This is a genomic window from Ruegeria sp. S263, assembly GCF_056780525.1.
Map to the genome: position 1 here is coordinate 2559136 of NZ_CM165558.1, position 15308 is coordinate 2574443.

Here is a 15308-nt window from a genome sequence, read left to right on the forward strand (position 1 = left end):
CCATTCTACCCAGCGGGCGGGAGGCATCCTATGCCGAGGCCGGGTTGTCGTCGTTTTGTAAAAAGGAAATCTGCCGCAAAAGGGCATATCCGAAGATTACCATTCCAAGCATCTCAAAGGATTCTTCAATCGTCGCCAGTAAGAAAAACCTCCAGCCGCGGTCGTCATTGTAGAAATCCACCCAACCGCCCAAAGTTTCGACCATCAACGCACCAAACAGGTAAGTGGCGCCAGCAAGTGCCATCAGACTGGCGACTGCTTTTGGCAGGCGCATGAGAAAGGGCAAATAGAACCCCCCCACAACAAGTGCGAAAAAAGCCCCGATCGGCGTCCAGGAAAAATGCCAAAGCGGGCTTTCGGGCAGGATAGAGCGCATGGGCTGCGTAAACTTCTCATGCACTTGGGCCGCTTCGTCATATCCCATCAGAAACATGACCACAGCAAGGATCAACCAATAGACCGAGTCGCTATCCTTTTGCGTTCGTTTAATCAAAAAAACATACGTTAACAGGCCAAAGTTCGAGACGAGCAGAAAGTAGTTGTAAATCGTTGGAACGCTTTGCTCGACATCGTGATTAAAACGCCAGGCGAAGAACTTAAGAACCCGGTTGTCCGTGCTCTCAAGGATCAGAATCGAGATCATCGAGAGGGCAAATAAACAAACAATAATCAACGAATTGATACGAAAGTACTTAGAACGAACCGACGCGCTCTGGCCAAGAGGAACGACAAATTCTTCTCCCGGCATTTTGGGCCTCCTGCACTCGTTAACACAATAGCTGACCACGCCTCGGCGCTGTCACAAAAATGAAATAATACATCGTTTTAACCCGACGTTTACTTCAAGTAAACAAGTCCACGGTCCGCCAACCCGCAGAACGGCGATATGCGGCAAAGGGCTGAGTCCCTGAAAACCCAAACAAAATGTTGGCCGCATCGGGACTATAGGAAAAAGCTGGGGCATGGGTGGATGAGTGGCGGGGAGACAGGGATTCGAACCCTGGGAACGCTCTCACGTTCAACGGTTTTCAAGAGCGGCAAAACGACGGTTTTCTTTACGTCCTTTACGTTATTTACGCATTTAACGTACACACATGCCCTAGTTTACGCGATTGACGCCCCCAACATGTTCCACCGTCTGTTCCATGGAGCTGGCATGAACCACTCATCGATGGTCGGCGGGACCGGTCTACTCAGACTCAGCCGGCAAGGGATGGTCTGGCGGCTCGACCCCGTGCTTGTGAAGCTATTCAAACACCGCGCCCTAGTCGTCCTGCAGCGAAGGCTGCGCTACACTACTCCCTCAGAGATTCCAGTTTGCATCGAAAGTCATAAGGGATGGTTCGGGGCCCTTTACGCATGGCGAATGTTCCAATTTTGTTCTGCGGCTTGTCAATTGGCGCCTGCGGGCAATACCTTGACAAAAAATCGCAAGCTGGAGGGTCAAAACCGGCATAAGTGCTAATTTGCCAATCAGCAATTTAGTGAGCAGACCATTGAAACGACCAGCCATCTTAACCGCCGCTGCTTTGGCTTTTGGAAGCGGTGCAAAGGCCGACACCATTGAATTCGACCAAGCCACTTATGAATGCATCTTAGACGTTAAACTTGAGGACGCAGATGTAGACATTTTTTTAGACAAAATGGGCTTGTCGATGCGAGCTGCATTCGAAGTCGTCATCGATGACCAATACAAGGTTTTAACGGTAGCGCGCATTGCAGAAGGCAGCAAACTGTCTCGCGCGTTTTCAGAGGAAGATGCAGATAAACGCGATGCTGACTACGAGAATTACGCGGTCAAGATACTTGATAACTGCTTGGATGCGCGCGGCTAGCGTTAAAACAGCCAAAACGGCCTGAGGATTCACTTTTCGCACATTCTATCAAAATATGAATGTCTGCAGCGGGGCTTTAAGGAGTCATTCAAGTATATAACGCTAATGTCGGTTTTGTCCGCGAAGCGGCCATTGCTGAGCCTCAGGCCAACGTCCGCTTGTCGGCAGAGGCAGAAGCCATTGCATAAGCTCTGCCTCGACTGATCACCTGCTGAATATCTTCGTCATGACATCCATCGATACCTTCACTGCCTTGGGTTTGTATTAGATGTCCACATGAGAGATTTCATCACACTCCCGTGCCTCAAGCTCATTCGTTAGCTTTTCGACACACTGAGCTGAGTAGTGCGCTGTGGAGGCAATTGTGAAGTAGAAACGCTGATGTGAAGGCCCGCAAAGGCGCGTAGCCGCCAGGTTGTCAAGGCCAGCATTGTAAGCACAGTGCCATCCCGCGGATACATCAACCTGTGCTGCTTTGTTGGTGCTACTTCTGCATGAACCGTTGCCAGAAACATTCCCTCCCTGAACAATGCCGAATTGTGAAACAAACATCGAAGTTTGGGAACCCGATTACCTCGCCCCGCAGGGCGCTTCAAAATTTAGTGGTTTAGTCAAGCGCCCTAAGGCGTTTGAGAAGCGAAGAGGTGTCCCAGCGACCGCCCCCAAGTTTTTGGACATCCTTGTAGAATTGATCAACCAGCGCGGTCACAGGCAGACTTGCGCCGGTTTCGTTGGCTGTATCAAGACAGATGCCCAGATCCTTGCGCATCCAGTCAACTGCAAACCCGTAGTCGAAATGATCTTCGAGCATTGTTTCGTGTCTGTTGTCCATCTGCCAACTACCGGCCGCGCCTTGGCTGATAACTTCTACAACAGAACGTCCATCAAGGCCCGCTTTCTCGGCGAAGTGCAGCGCTTCGCTCAATCCCTGAACCAATCCTGCGATTGCGATTTGGTTGCTCATTTTTGTTAATTGCCCAGCACCGCTCTCGCCGATACGTCGACAGATTTTTGAGTAAACTTGCATGATAGGTTCGGCAGCGTTGTATACAGGCTGATCGCCTCCACACATAATCGAAAGAACGCCGTTTTCTGCCCCGGCCTGACCGCCGGAGATTGGCGCATCCAAAAAACCCAGGCTTTGTTCTTTCGCCGCAGCGTAAAGTTCGCGCGTGACCTTGGCAGAGACAGTTGTGTGGTCGACTAGCGTTGCGCTCTGTGACATGCCACCGAATGCGCCGTCTGGCCCAATGCAAACGTTCCGAAGATCATCGTCATTCCCGACGCATGTCATTACGAACTCTGCACCTTCGGCAGCTTCGCGGGGTGTAACGCGCGCAGAGCCACCATGCTCCGCCACCCACGCATCGGCTTTGGCGATTGTTCGATTATAAACCGTAACGTCGTGCCCCGCTGCCTTTAGGTGACCGGCCATTGGGTAACCCATTACGCCTAATCCGAGGAAAGCTAGTTTTGCCATTAAAGTGTCCTCTTCTACAAAAGGTCTCGGGGTGTTTTGCCAGCAAAGAATGCGTCCAAGTTATCCAAGGCGCGAAAGCCCATTGCGTCGCGGGTTTTCGTCGTTGCGCTTCCGATATGCGGCAACATAAAGATGTTCTCGTACGCGGCGAACTTTGGGTTGCCCCCCGGTTCCGTCTTGAAACAATCTAAGCCCGCGGCGGAAAGCTTTCCGTTTTCGATCGCGTCCAACAGCGCGTCTTCATCTACAAGGGCACCTCGGGCGGAATTCACGAGAATTGCTCCGTTCGGTAACTCGGACAAACGTTTGGCGTTCATCAGGTCAAGAGTTTCGGGGGTAGCAGGGCAATGAAGTGATAGGAAGTCGGCGACTGGAAGCAAAGTGTCGATATTTTCGTGGTAAATTGCTCCGTTTTCCTGATCGGCCGACAGGCGGGTGCGATTGAAATAGTGAATTTCCATTTCAAACCCGCGGGCTTTTTTTGCAAAGGCCCGACCCACGCGCCCCATCCCGATGATGCCGAGCCGCGCACCTGTGACTTGCTTGCCAACCATGAAAGACGGGCTCCAACTGTCCCAGGTGCCCGACCGCATTAGGCGGTCGCCTCGAGCCGCGTGTCGCGCTGCACCGAGCAAGAGCAGCATTGCCAATTCTGCCGTTGCATCAGAAAGAACATCGGGAGTGTTTGTCACCGCAATTCCTTTTGCCGCCAAAGCTGAAAGATCGCAGTGATCAACACCAACGGAATGGTTAGCAACAATCTTCAAGCGCGGGTCTAGTTGCGACACAACCTCGCTCGAGAAGTGTTCCGAATGGCAGGGCATCATCGCGTCGACCTTTGCACTCATTGCGATGATTTCTTCCGCGGTGCCCGGTGTATCGGTTTCGTTGAGGATTACGTCATAGTCCCGGCGCGCGCGATCGACGGTAGCATCGGATAATCGACGTGGAAGCCAGAGGACTGGTTTATTGCTCATCGGGTCAGTCCTTTTTGATTGCGTCTTCCCACAAATTGTATAGCGCAAGCGCTATTACGAAGACTGCAATACAAAGGAATGGCAGACCGCCCCAGAACCCGGCAAATCCTGTCGAGATACTGTGCGCGAGACCAAGGACGAAAATCATCATCAGTCCTGTGCCGATTATGCCCATGAGAATGTTTGTCAGACGTGACATACGTTTACTCTCCGTTTTGTTCCTGTGCTCTTAAGCTGCGTTGAACCCAGGATGCCGTGCGTAAAAGTCGGTCATCCTCTTCGATAGCCCCAATTAGCTGGACGCCGATGGGCAGGTCGTTATGTCCGACCAGCAATGGCAGCGTGAGACATGGCAAACCCGCAAGTGTCCAGGTCAGACAGAAAACGGAATCGCCGGTGTGCCCCACAGTCAGTGGAACAGCTTCTCCTGTTGCTGCCGGGGCCAAGATTGCATCGAATTCGTTGAAATATTCTGCAAAAAAGCCTTGAGCAGATGCCATGACGGATAAGGCATCTTCGTATTGGGTCTCGCTGATATTTGCGCCGCGGTTTATTGCGGATTGCATCTCGGCGCTGATTTCTGACCAATTGGTATTCGCAACTTCCATCATATTCTGTCGAATTTCGTAGTCATAGATCGTTTTGTGTACGTTGATGAGATCAGCCAGTTGAGGGGATACCGAAAAGCGCTCGACCCGGCCGCCTAGGCTGTCAATCACTGCATTCAGACCATCAAGGGCATCTGCATCGAGGCGGTCGTTGAACGGAAAATCCAGCCAGGCAATGTTCGGCTCGACCGGAACGTCCGCCTGAGCGCCGGTCAACATTTCCGCGCGTGGCCGAGCAAAGCTGGCAGGATCGCTTTGGTCATATCCGGCCACCACATCTGCCAGCAAAGCGACATCCTCAAGCGAGTTGGCAAACCCCCCAACGTGATCCAAAGAAACCGACGTCCTGAAAACCCCGCTGCGCGAGATCATTCCACGGGTCGGCTTGAAGCCATAAACGCCGCAGAACGAGGCCGGACGGATGACCGACCCGCCGGTCTGTGTCCCGATAGCCAAAGGTACGTGTCTGGCTGCTACGGCTGCAGCCGATCCGCTTGAAGACCCCCCAGGTGTTCTATTCTGGTCGAAGGGGTTGGTGGTGTCGGTCGGATGCATAAAGGCAAACTCGGTTGTCTTTGTCTTGCCCATGATGACAGCGCCAGATTCTCGAAGTAGTTCAACTAGCCTTGCATCTGTTTCAGGTTGTCGGCCCTCAAAGATCGGTGTCCCCCGCTGGGTGGGCAAATCTTTTGTGTCGACAATGTCCTTCAGCGCTACGGGCACACCATGCAGCGGACCAGTTGCCCGGCCTGCCTTTCTGATGCGATCCAACTCGCGGGCCTGATCCAGCGCTAAGCCTGCGTCAAGGTAAGCCCACGCGCGCAAAACACTGTCGGTTTCCTCGATACGCTTCAGGCAGTCTTCAACTAGTGCTTCGGAAGAAAAACGTCCGTCCCGAATGCCCTCGGCGGATTGGACCGCCGAGAACAATGACAGTTCATGCTTGGTCATGGCACCCAAACCCCAAATAGGTAGTCAGGCAACCAAAGCGCGATGCCCGGGAACTGGTACATGAGCACCATGCAAAGGATCACGATGGCCAGATAGGGCATCAAACCCTTGAAGATCTCCATCAGTTGGATCTGGTTCTTGAGAACCCCTTTTAGGTAGTACGCTGACATGGCCATCGGCGGCGTCAGAAACGAGGTCTGCAAGTTGAGAGCAACCAGCATCGCGAAGAAATACGGGTTGACCCCAAAGGTCTCCAGCATAGGCAGAAAGATCGGCACGAAGATGATTAGGATCTCGGACCATTCAAGCGGCCAGCCAAGCAGGAAGATGATCAACTGAGCTAGTACCAAGAACTGCCAAGGTTGCAAATTCATGCCAACGACCCAATGCTCGATAACGTCATGTCCACCGAGATACGAAAAGATCGACGCAAAGGTCCATGAACCCACGAACAACCAGCACACCATTGCGGTGGCCTTGGCAGTTAGGAAAACGCTTTGTTTAACCTTGTCCCATGTGAGCGACCTGTAAAGCATCGCTAGCACCAGTCCGCCCAATGCGCCCATTGCAGCTGCTTCAGCCGGGGTCGCCAAGCCTCCTAGAATTGAGCCAAGTACCAGCATGATCAAAACGGTCAAAGGTACAAATGATACCAACAGGTCCATATAGATTTGGCGTTTTGGAGGAATGTCGTCCTCTTGCGGCTTCGGTGCCAGCGATGGATTCAACCAAACGCGTACCATCACGTAGACGATGTACAAACCCGCCAGCAGCAATCCCGGAAAAACTGCCGCAGCATACAAACGCAATGGCGAAAGCTCAGCAATTGCGGCATAGACGATCAACATAATTGAAGGCGGGATCAGAATGCCCAAAGTACCGCCCGCGCAGATAACGCCAGAAGCGAAGCTACGTTGATACCCTGCATTTGCCATCGCTGGATAGGCCAGCAGGCCCATCAGGGTAACAACCGCGCCAACAATCCCGGACGCCGTTGAGAATACAGCACAGGTCAGAAGTGCGGCGATTGCCAGTGACCCGGGTAGGTTTCGGGCAGCCATATACAGTGAGAAGAACAGACGATCGACGATGTTCGCTCGCTCAACCACGTATCCCATAAATAAGAATAATGGGATTGCAACAAGCGTGTCGTTCTCCATCACCGAGTAGGTGTTTTGGTTGAGAAGATAGAAGATGTTGTTGTTGAAAACATCCGCGATGCTCTCTGGCGCGGACTGGTAATAGGCGTAGTACCCAAATCCAACACCCATAGCGAGCAGTGTGAATGCGATTGGAAAGCCCAGCAGCACCAAAACAATGAAGAGGCTGAGCATCAAGATGGCGACCTGAGGATCAGTCATCGTTGCGGCCTCCTTCTTCGGTGCCCGTAGTCCGAATTTTGTCGATAGTCTCTTCCATCAACATGTCCTCGGTCTCGCGCACGTCATCTAGCCGCTCAAGCCAGACACCATTTCGCATTGCCAGCCAGCATCGCGCCATTTCAGCAAGTCCTTGCAACATCAACAAGAAACCAGCAACTGGGATCAGAGTTTTGAAGAAGTAGATTTGGATTCGGGCGGGGCTGTTCCAGCTGACCTCTTCATAGCGCCAACTGTCTTTCGCTATCTCCCATCCGTACCAAAACAACGCGAACATGCCGGGGAAGAAGAAGAGGATGTACAGAACGAAATCGACACGGGCCTGCCAGCGGACAGAGAACAATCGATACAGAACGTCGCCTCTGACATGAGCATCTTGAGCCAATGCATATGCCCCGGCCATCAGGAACAAAGCGCCGTACATTTGGACCATCATATCGAACGCCCAGACGGTTGGCTTGTTAAGCACATAACGGACGAACACTTCGTAGGACACGGAAAGTGTCAATACTAGGATGCACCATCCAAAGGCTTTGCCGACCCATTGGCTTAGCCCTTCGATGGCGTGGATTGTCTTGATCAAGGTCAGTTCCTCGCCTGTTCTGCCCGGAGTTTAGGAAGCCGCACAGCAGCGCGGCTTCCAATCTTCAGAGATCGTCAGACCTCAACCGAAATAGTGCTTGTAAGCCAGTTTGTAGTCCGGCTGGTTCAAGTTGAGGTAGTTCATCACTGTTTTTGCGTAGGCCTTCTGGCTATCGACAACTTTGGCAAAGAATGGATCTTCATTTGAGATCCTATCGACCACAACGTCCCACGCCTCAAGCTGGGCCTGCATCACACTGTCAGGTGTGCGATACACGTTCACCCCTTGCTCTTCGGCCAGCGTTACCAAATCATCTGCGTAACGCTTTGTGTTGTTCCAATAGAAGTTGGAGTTTTCGGCCTCTGAAGCATATTTCAGGATTGCTTGAAGCTCGGGCGCCAGAGCGTTGAACTTGTCTTTGTTGAAGGTAACCTCGAAGAACTCCTGACTCTGGTGGAAGGATGCCAAGTGATAGTGCTTGGACACATCCTGCATGCCAAAGTCGCGGTCTGATGTCGGGTTGTTGAACTCGGCCGCGTCGATAAGGCCAGATTTCATCGCGGGCTGGATTTCGCCGCCAGGAAGCTGCACTACCGACATACCCATCTCGAGCAGAACATCTGCCGCAAGGCCAACGGTACGATACTTCAAGCCGTTCATTTGGTCAGAACTTGTGATCTCTTCTTTGAACCAGCCCAACGGTTGTGCCGGCATGGGCGAGTTAAAGAAGGACACGACGTTCAGTCCGAGGATTCCCATCAACTCGTCGAACAGTTCCTGCCCACCTCCGTAGTTTACCCAACCCAGTACTTCTTGGCTGGACCACCCAAAGCACGGACCGGTCCCAAACAGCGACGCTGTTTTGGATTTGGAGTACCAATACGCCGGTACGTAGTGCGCTGCATCCAGTACGCCGCGATGAACCGCGTCCTGCATTTGACTAGTTTTCACGACCGAGTTCACAGGCAGTAGCTCGATCGTCAGCTTGCCACCGGACATTTCGTTGACGCGATTTACGTAAGACTGTGCATTTTCAAGAAAAATGCCTCCGCCCCAGGCTGCTTGCATCTTGAGGTTTGTTGCTTCCTGCGCATGGACCGCCGGGGCCGCGAGCGCACCAGCGCCCACAACAGCAGAGCCACGCAGAAAATTTCTGCGGTTCAAAGATTTTGTCATGTTTCCTCCCTTGACTGCGCCATCTCCGTTTTCTGCTTCGGTACTGGCGCCGATCCGCCTTTAAGCGGATGTGGACAACGATAAGCCAGATTCTAAATTTTTCAAAATATTTTGGAATAACCTTCTGTTTTAAGCTTCAAATGCCTATAAGAAATTGAAATAAATTATTTAATATTTTTCATTTTTTTACAAGTCCTGCCGGGCTAGAGTCTTTAGACAAGAAACAAAGCATTGGTTTCACTGATTATGAACTCACACAAAACCGCCAATCGTCGAGGACGTCCGCGTCTTAAGTCGAAAGAAGAAAAGATCGTCGCACCACCTGTTGGGGCACTTGATCGCGGTATTCGTGTCTTGATCTACATAGCCGACACACGCTCTGCTACGCTGGCTGAGATTTCAAAGGTTACAAAGATACCGCCTGCAACGGCACACAGGCTTCTGACAACGCTGCAGCAGCGTGGCATGGTGATTCATGATGTTGGGCAAGGCAAATGGCGTATAGGCCCGCAAGCGTATCGCATTGGCAGCACCTTTGAAGAAGGGTCAAACTTGCTGGAAGTTGCCCCGCCAGTGATGAGGGTGCTGTCAGAAGAAACTGGAGAGACTGCAAATCTAGCAATCGAGGAAGGTGGCCAATTGCTCTACCTTACCCAAGTCGAATCCGACAATCCGATAAGGGCCTCTTTCAAGAACGGGACAGCGGCTTTTTTTCACACATCCGGTGTGGGTAAAGCCATCATGGCCTTTATGGACAAGGCTGAGTTAGAGAGTCTTTTGACGCCGCTAACACTGGTAAGTCAGACGCCAAATTCAATTACTGACATAAAGGAGTTACAGGAAGAACTCCGTAAATCCAGGCATCGGGGCTGGACGTTGGACGATGAAGAACGCTTCCCAGGCATGCGTTGTATTGCAGCGCCTGTATTCGACTCTTTGGGAAAGGTTGTGGCTGGCGTTTCGATCTCGGGACCAATTACAAGATTTCCAGACAGTAAGCTCGAAACTCTGGCGGTATCGGTCGTCAAGGCAGCGACGGATATCTCAGAAAGACTGCAAAGCTAGTCTTTGGGAGGTTAACTTCCCGCAAATGAGAATCCCTTTTTAGGTATCTGCATAGAGCCCAAATTGTCCGATGCCGCGCGGCGCATGAATTTCCGTTACCGAGTATCTACTCCATGGTCATGCGACAAGGCCAAGCTCTTTGTCGGAGGCAGTAACTGCATACTTTTCCCTCGGGGGCATGGGCCTTGACTGCCAGGGCGGTTCGAAGGTGAAACTTGAAACGCTGCGGCCGTTAGGCAAGGCACCGTTTCCGGCCCCGAGCGCGTAGTCGTAGTAAAGCTTGACGATCTCTTCTTCGGTCACCTGCGCTGTTTCTGGATGCGCCATGCATGCATCACGCCACGCTCGTACCCGGTCATAGTCTTTGCCAACGGGTAGTGTGAACCCTTCGTAGTAGTCAAGGAACCAAAACCGCTTGAACATTGGGGTAAAAACAGCCTCTGCCAAACCGAAGTCCTCGAACAAGAATGGGCCAGTCGGATTATGATGAGCTAGGAAATCATCAAGGTCTCGATAGAGCGCCAGGATTTTATTCAAATGCTCATCTCGGCGCGCCTGGTCTTGATTCATGACAAAGAGATAGCCCGCCATTGTGAAGGGTCCTTCACGCGCGATCAGCATCGACTCAATGGCGTGCTCGGCAGGATCACTGCGGCGCAGTGGTGCCCCCGGTAGAGCCTCGTCAAGATAACGCAGGATCACAAGGCTTTCTTTCAAAATACGGCCGTCGCCGGTTTCCAGCACGGGCAAGGCTGTCGTCCCTAGGGTCTTGGCCAGCAATTCAGGGTCGCGCGGCTTGGTGATGTCTACTACACGAAATTCCACGGCATCCGTCAGTCCGCGCAGCGCCAGTAGGATTTCCAGTCGCTGCGAAAAGGGACAGACGGGGATATGATAGACGATGTGTTTCTTAGCCATGGCTTCAATCCAACGGCGGGCCGGTGAAGGCCATGTTGTGCCGCTTGGCGCTCTCTTCAATGGCGGGCATGTCTTCTGGGATACGGCACTGACCGGCTGCCATGTCGGAAAAGAAACCTTCGAATCCGCCGGGCGATAGTATCACGAGATGGCGGCAAGGTTCGTCGTCTGTCACCTTGAAGGTATGTTCCTTGCCTCGTGGGATGAATACGCTTTCGCCAGCCCCTGCGGAAAACTCCTCGCCTTCCAACCAGAACCTGCATGTGCCGGTGAGGATTACGAAGGTTTCGTCTTCGTTTTGATGCACGTGGCGTGGAGGGCCGCTACCCGCAGGCGAACAACTGTCCACAATAGACATAGTGCCACCAGTCTGTTCTGAGCCGAGGATGGTTTTGTATTTTACGCCGAGCCATTCGATGGCTCCGTCGATTTGGGCCAAGTCCTTCATCGTTTCTCTCCATTGGCATTGGATTGAAACGAAAGCGCTTCCGTTGACAGAAACTTATCCGAAGGCCAACCTATCAGGCAAACCGCAATATCTAATATAGGATATCGGCCAGGTGAATTTCGCTACACTGGACCTCAACCTTTTGCGCGTGCTGGACGCCCTTTTTAGCGAAGGCTCAACCGTCAAGGCGGCCGACAAGCTCGCCATGTCGCAATCCGCAGTCTCCGGTGCATTGTCGCGTCTTCGTCATGCCTTGGACGACCCCCTTTTTGTCCGACAGGGAAACCGTTTAGTCGCTACCGATTATGCATCCAGGATTGAATCCGGTTTGCGCGAAGAACTCGAACGTCTTGAGGCTCTGCTAGCTCCGCCAGCTACCTTTGATCCAAGAACCGCTGAAGGCACTTTCCGGATCGCCGCCAGCGATTTTTTCGCGGAACTCCTGATGCCACCTTTGGGTGATTTCCTGCAAAAGTCGGCGCCCAATCTACGAGCGCAGCTGGTTGATCTGGTTCCGAATGACTATGTGGCCAGTCTTGAGCGACGCAACGCTGACATTGCGCTGATCCCGGATTTGCTCCTGCCGGACTGGGTCAATCGGGAGCCGCTTTTCCATTCGCCGTTCCACGTGATAGCTCGCAAGGGAAATCCAAAGCTTGAGGGGCTTCAGGAAGGGACACAAATGCACATGGATATGTTCTGTGCGCTCCACCATGTCTTGTTCTCCCCCGAAGGGAACTTGGCCGCGATGGGCGATGCTGCCCTAAACCGCGTCGGAAAACAGCGACAGGTTGCGATGACCGTGCCCGTCTTTAGTGGCGTGTGCCGAGCGGTAAGTGAAAGCGACCTCATTGCGCTTGTGCCCGCTCAGCTCGCAATGAAAGTGGCCAAGACATTCGAACTGAAGGTGTTCGAACCTCCGATGCATATTGAACCAGCGTTGATCATCGGCATCTGGCACAAGCGTTCTGACAACGCCCCGATGGCGGCTTGGATGCGTAGCCAAGTCTTTGAATTAATGAAGGGTCTGGAATTTGACAGTTAGTTAAACTTTTCCACGTAGAACCCGTCGGATAAATACAAGTTGATGTTTGAAAGACTAAATCGGATTACACGAATCAACCAATGCAGACATTCGCTCAGCCGCAACGAACGACAGCTTTGTCCGCAGAGCTGTCATTCCGCGCAACTCTCTCCCTTGTCTGCTTCGCGGACTTAGCAGGCATTCGAAGACTGGTCTCGCGACCCACAAGTCAACTATGGTCGGAGTTCATCTTGCGATAGTCAGAGGGCGCCAGTCCCGTCAACTTCCTAAATGCGCGGCTGAAATTGTTTGCGGTTTCATATCCTAGCATGGAGGAGATACTGGAGACTGTCTCGCGCGTATCCGTTAGGAGTTCCTCGGCCCTTGCTACCCTAACATCGTTGACGATTTCGCGAAAACGAACCCCTTCGCTTGCTAACTTCCGTTGTAGTGTGCGAACGCCAAGATCGAGCGAACGCGCGGTGGCATCAATCGACATTTCCTCCCGATGAAGTTGTTGCCAAACCACCTCTTCGACTTGTCCTCGAAGTGTTCGGGGGGGGCCGCCCAATCGTTCACGAGAAATATCTCCGACAGTTGTCGAGCCGCCGCTAAGTTTTTTGGGCGTGGCTTCGGCTCGCAAAGTCGATGCATCAAACTCAACCCCAAGCCGGGTGGCGTTCCAGATTACAGGACAAGCGTAGGTGTCTTCTGCCTCGACAAATCCAGGAACCTTCGGGAAGTCCAAGAGCACGGCCGATGGCTTCCAGTCGTTTCCTAAATACGCGCGGAATATGCTCAGAAAAACCCCAACGGCCGAGAAACCGATGTCCGGATACGCGAAATGCGAGCGAAGTCCAAAACGATAACAGTAACGCGCGCTAGTACCCGAAGTTTCAAGCCACGCGCGATCCGCGGACGAATGAAATGGCATGACGGCAGAAGCTCGTATTAGCGCTGCCCCCAGCGTTGGAGCAGAAAGAACGTAGCTCCCCCAGGCGCCGTAATCAGCGACAGTGAGATACGGTGACCACAACAATCCGATGTTTTGTTGTCCCGCGGATCGTGCGGCTTCGTGCACAAAGGTCGCCAAGGCATGCTCCGAGATGTAACCGCCTCTTTCCTCAATGAAGTGAACAGGAAGATCGGCCGAGTCAAAAGCACGCAACAGGCGCCTTTCCCCTGCGGCCTCAAGCACAAACTGGGGCATCGCGCCCAAGGCCTTGGCCGAAATCATCGGTGGTAGGTTCAATCCGTCAACCCGCTTGTTCGCCCGCGTGTCGTGAAATGATACGCATCGGCTGAACGGATGTGCAAGCTTTCCCTAAACAGCAGGGAGCATTGCAATATGAAAATACTTCGGCCATTACACGGCGGTTTTTCGATGCATTTTTGGGGAATGGTGCTCGGCGCAGGTATTTCTGCTTCACCAGTTTTCTCCCAGTCCTTCAACGACACGGGCGACATCCTTGCACGATCAGCCGAGGTCGAGGACATCGAGTACAAGATCATGGTGCAGCGTGCCACTCAGACGGCCATCTGGGGAATGCCCGCCGCTGGTATGATCGATTTTCTGAAGGGCATTCGCCGCGACCTCGGTGGCGACTACAACGACATCATTTATCTCAACAAGCCGTTCGATTCCAAACATGGGTTTCTTACGGCTAACGATGTTACGGCCTATGCTTGGGCTTCAATGACCTCCGAACCCGGTCCCCTTGTCATTGAAGTGCCCGCAGCTACCGACAAGGTGAACTACTTCGGTACAATCGTGAATGCTTGGGATGTTCCTATCGTGGACGTTGGTCCCGATGGTTTCGATGAAGGTGCCGGCGGCAAGTACCTCATGCTACCTCCAGGCTACGAATGGGATATGTCCCTGGAGGAATTAACTGAAGCAGGATACCTTCCCTTTGAAACAGATACCTACGAATATGGGTTTTCGTTCCGGCCAAAACTGAAGAATGGCGGAACGGACACCGATGCGGCCGACTACGCTCAGACGATCAAAGTGTACTACCTGTCTGAGGCTGACAATCCACCACCCAACAACTATCTGGAAGCGTCAGAAGTGCCGTACGACTCGCTTCCTTACTACAACGAGACCTTCTTTCAGGATTTGAACGATTACGTTCAAAACAACCCCGTCAGACCACAAGACAAGGTCATGGTAAATTTCCTGAAGGATCTCGGGGTCGAAAAGGGAAAACCTTTCGAGCCATCGGAAATTCAGATGCAAGCAATGAATGAGGGTTTGTTGTTGGCGTATGCCTCAATGCAGAACTACTTTGTAACGCCCGGCAAAGCCATGATTCCGCTCTGGGTCGACGATAGCGGCGAGATGAAAAGCCAGTGGCTGATATGGGACTTTGCCGAAGGTCAACCCGAGGCAGGTTTCCCGTATGAGACTGAGACCGAAGTCCTTGTGGATGTGCGTGCGGGCGGCAGCTACTTTTGGATCACGTACCTGCCGAAACAACTCGGTGGCGGTACCTTTTATCTGACGGGCCTTCGCGACAGCGACGGCGAAATGTACGACCACAATCAGACTTACAGACTTAACGTGCCAGCAGACACACCTGCTGACGATTTCTGGTCCGTGATTGTTTATTCGATGGAGACCAAGAGCTTCATCCGGAACGTTGATCCAGTGGGCCTGTCCGAGCGCGACACTGATGCGATGCAAGCCAATGAAGACGGTTCTTACGACATCTTTTTTGGACCAGAGGCACCGGAAGGGATGGAAAGCAACTGGATACCAACCACAGAGCCGTACTTCCTTTTGTTCCGTCTATATGGGCCGCAAGACGGATGGCTGAAGAGTGGCTGGATGCTGGGCGATCTAGAAAAAGTAAACTGATCAA

General features: G+C 52.6%; 15 protein-coding genes. 4 read left to right on the forward strand and 11 right to left on the reverse strand.

The window, feature by feature from the left end:
* Positions 1-28: 28 nt before the first annotated feature.
* Positions 29-748 carry a hypothetical protein gene (locus ACT2B1_RS12740; RefSeq protein ID WP_171239536.1) on the reverse strand — a complete coding sequence of 240 codons (720 nt, stop codon included), beginning with the start codon at positions 746-748 and terminating at the stop codon, positions 29-31.
* A 748-nt stretch (positions 749-1496) separates the two neighbouring features.
* On the opposite strand from ACT2B1_RS12740, the gene ACT2B1_RS12745 reads away from it, so the two are divergent.
* Positions 1497-1835 (forward strand): hypothetical protein, encoded by a 339-nt coding sequence (locus ACT2B1_RS12745; protein ID WP_171239542.1) that lies wholly within the window; start codon positions 1497-1499, stop codon positions 1833-1835.
* 607 nt (positions 1836-2442) lie between these two features.
* Here the strand turns inward: ACT2B1_RS12745 and ACT2B1_RS12750 are convergent.
* The 7 genes from ACT2B1_RS12750 to ACT2B1_RS12780 all read right to left on the reverse strand — a co-directional run bounded on the left by ACT2B1_RS12750 (position 2443) and on the right by ACT2B1_RS12780 (position 8989).
* A complete protein-coding gene (locus ACT2B1_RS12750; protein ID WP_481667871.1) occupies positions 2443-3315 on the reverse strand; it encodes an NAD(P)-dependent oxidoreductase in 873 nt (290 codons plus the stop codon).
* A gap of 14 nt (positions 3316-3329) precedes the next feature.
* Positions 3330-4292 (reverse strand): 2-hydroxyacid dehydrogenase, encoded by a 963-nt coding sequence (locus ACT2B1_RS12755; protein ID WP_171239544.1) that lies wholly within the window; start codon positions 4290-4292, stop codon positions 3330-3332.
* A gap of 4 nt (positions 4293-4296) precedes the next feature.
* On the reverse strand, positions 4297-4491 hold the full coding sequence (locus ACT2B1_RS12760; protein ID WP_171185274.1) for a hypothetical protein: 195 nt from the start codon (positions 4489-4491) through the stop codon (positions 4297-4299).
* A 4-nt stretch (positions 4492-4495) separates the two neighbouring features.
* Entirely contained in the window at positions 4496-5851 is a 1356-nt protein-coding gene (locus tag ACT2B1_RS12765) for an amidase (RefSeq protein ID WP_481667872.1), read from the reverse strand.
* The gene (locus ACT2B1_RS12770; protein ID WP_481667873.1) at positions 5848-7212 is read right to left on the reverse strand and encodes a TRAP transporter large permease; all 1365 of its coding nucleotides are present in this window, start codon (positions 7210-7212) and stop codon (positions 5848-5850) included. Before ACT2B1_RS12770 ends, ACT2B1_RS12765 begins: the two co-directional genes overlap by 4 nt.
* On the reverse strand, positions 7205-7813 hold the full coding sequence (locus ACT2B1_RS12775) for a TRAP transporter small permease subunit (RefSeq protein ID WP_171239546.1): 609 nt from the start codon (positions 7811-7813) through the stop codon (positions 7205-7207). The genes ACT2B1_RS12770 and ACT2B1_RS12775 overlap by 8 nt, the downstream gene beginning before the upstream one ends.
* Positions 7814-7894: 81 nt before the next feature.
* Positions 7895-8989 (reverse strand): TRAP transporter substrate-binding protein, encoded by a 1095-nt coding sequence (locus ACT2B1_RS12780; protein WP_171239547.1) that lies wholly within the window; start codon positions 8987-8989, stop codon positions 7895-7897.
* Positions 8990-9220: 231 nt separating this feature from the next.
* On the opposite strand from ACT2B1_RS12780, the gene ACT2B1_RS12785 reads away from it, so the two are divergent.
* The gene (locus ACT2B1_RS12785) at positions 9221-10054 is read left to right on the forward strand and encodes an IclR family transcriptional regulator (RefSeq protein WP_481667874.1); all 834 of its coding nucleotides are present in this window, start codon (positions 9221-9223) and stop codon (positions 10052-10054) included.
* A gap of 117 nt (positions 10055-10171) precedes the next feature.
* Here the strand turns inward: ACT2B1_RS12785 and ACT2B1_RS12790 are convergent, their stop codons facing one another.
* Complete coding sequence (locus tag ACT2B1_RS12790) at positions 10172-10972, reverse strand: glutathione S-transferase family protein (protein ID WP_171239549.1); 801 nt, start codon at positions 10970-10972, stop codon at positions 10172-10174.
* A gap of 4 nt (positions 10973-10976) precedes the next feature.
* Positions 10977-11420: a cupin domain-containing protein gene (locus ACT2B1_RS12795; RefSeq protein WP_171239550.1), complete on the reverse strand. Its 444-nt coding sequence runs from the start codon at positions 11418-11420 to the stop codon at positions 10977-10979.
* Between the two features lie 148 nt (positions 11421-11568).
* Between ACT2B1_RS12795 and ACT2B1_RS12800 the strand changes: the two genes are divergently transcribed.
* Positions 11569-12465, forward strand: a complete 897-nt coding sequence (locus ACT2B1_RS12800) for a LysR family transcriptional regulator (RefSeq protein ID WP_481669024.1) — start codon at positions 11569-11571, stop codon at positions 12463-12465.
* A gap of 208 nt (positions 12466-12673) precedes the next feature.
* Here the strand turns inward: ACT2B1_RS12800 and ACT2B1_RS12805 are convergent, their stop codons facing one another.
* Positions 12674-13696 carry a helix-turn-helix domain-containing protein gene (locus tag ACT2B1_RS12805; RefSeq protein WP_481667875.1) on the reverse strand — a complete coding sequence of 341 codons (1023 nt, stop codon included), beginning with the start codon at positions 13694-13696 and terminating at the stop codon, positions 12674-12676.
* A gap of 96 nt (positions 13697-13792) precedes the next feature.
* Between ACT2B1_RS12805 and ACT2B1_RS12810 the strand changes: the two genes are divergently transcribed.
* Positions 13793-15304 carry a DUF1214 domain-containing protein gene (locus ACT2B1_RS12810; RefSeq protein WP_481667876.1) on the forward strand — a complete coding sequence of 504 codons (1512 nt, stop codon included), beginning with the start codon at positions 13793-13795 and terminating at the stop codon, positions 15302-15304.
* Positions 15305-15308 lie beyond the last annotated feature (4 nt).

Bases quoted from the DNA above. Each gene is read 5' to 3' on its own strand.
- ACT2B1_RS12795 (WP_171239550.1), bottom strand. From the start codon at position 11,420: ATGAAGGACTTGGCCCAAATCGACGGAGCCATCGAATGGCTCGGCGTA.
- ACT2B1_RS12740 (WP_171239536.1), bottom strand. From the start codon at position 748: ATGCCGGGAGAAGAATTTGTCGTTCCTCTTGGCCAGAGCGCGTCGGTT.
- ACT2B1_RS12780 (WP_171239547.1), bottom strand. From the start codon at position 8,989: ATGACAAAATCTTTGAACCGCAGAAATTTTCTGCGTGGCTCTGCTGTT.
- ACT2B1_RS12790 (WP_171239549.1), bottom strand. From the start codon at position 10,972: ATGGCTAAGAAACACATCGTCTATCATATCCCCGTCTGTCCCTTTTCG.
- ACT2B1_RS12750 (WP_481667871.1), bottom strand. From the start codon at position 3,315: ATGGCAAAACTAGCTTTCCTCGGATTAGGCGTAATGGGTTACCCAATG.
- ACT2B1_RS12765 (WP_481667872.1), bottom strand. From the start codon at position 5,851: ATGACCAAGCATGAACTGTCATTGTTCTCGGCGGTCCAATCCGCCGAG.
- ACT2B1_RS12760 (WP_171185274.1), bottom strand. From the start codon at position 4,491: ATGTCACGTCTGACAAACATTCTCATGGGCATAATCGGCACAGGACTG.
- ACT2B1_RS12770 (WP_481667873.1), bottom strand. From the start codon at position 7,212: ATGACTGATCCTCAGGTCGCCATCTTGATGCTCAGCCTCTTCATTGTT.
- ACT2B1_RS12810 (WP_481667876.1), top strand. From the start codon at position 13,793: ATGAAAATACTTCGGCCATTACACGGCGGTTTTTCGATGCATTTTTGG.
- ACT2B1_RS12755 (WP_171239544.1), bottom strand. From the start codon at position 4,292: ATGAGCAATAAACCAGTCCTCTGGCTTCCACGTCGATTATCCGATGCT.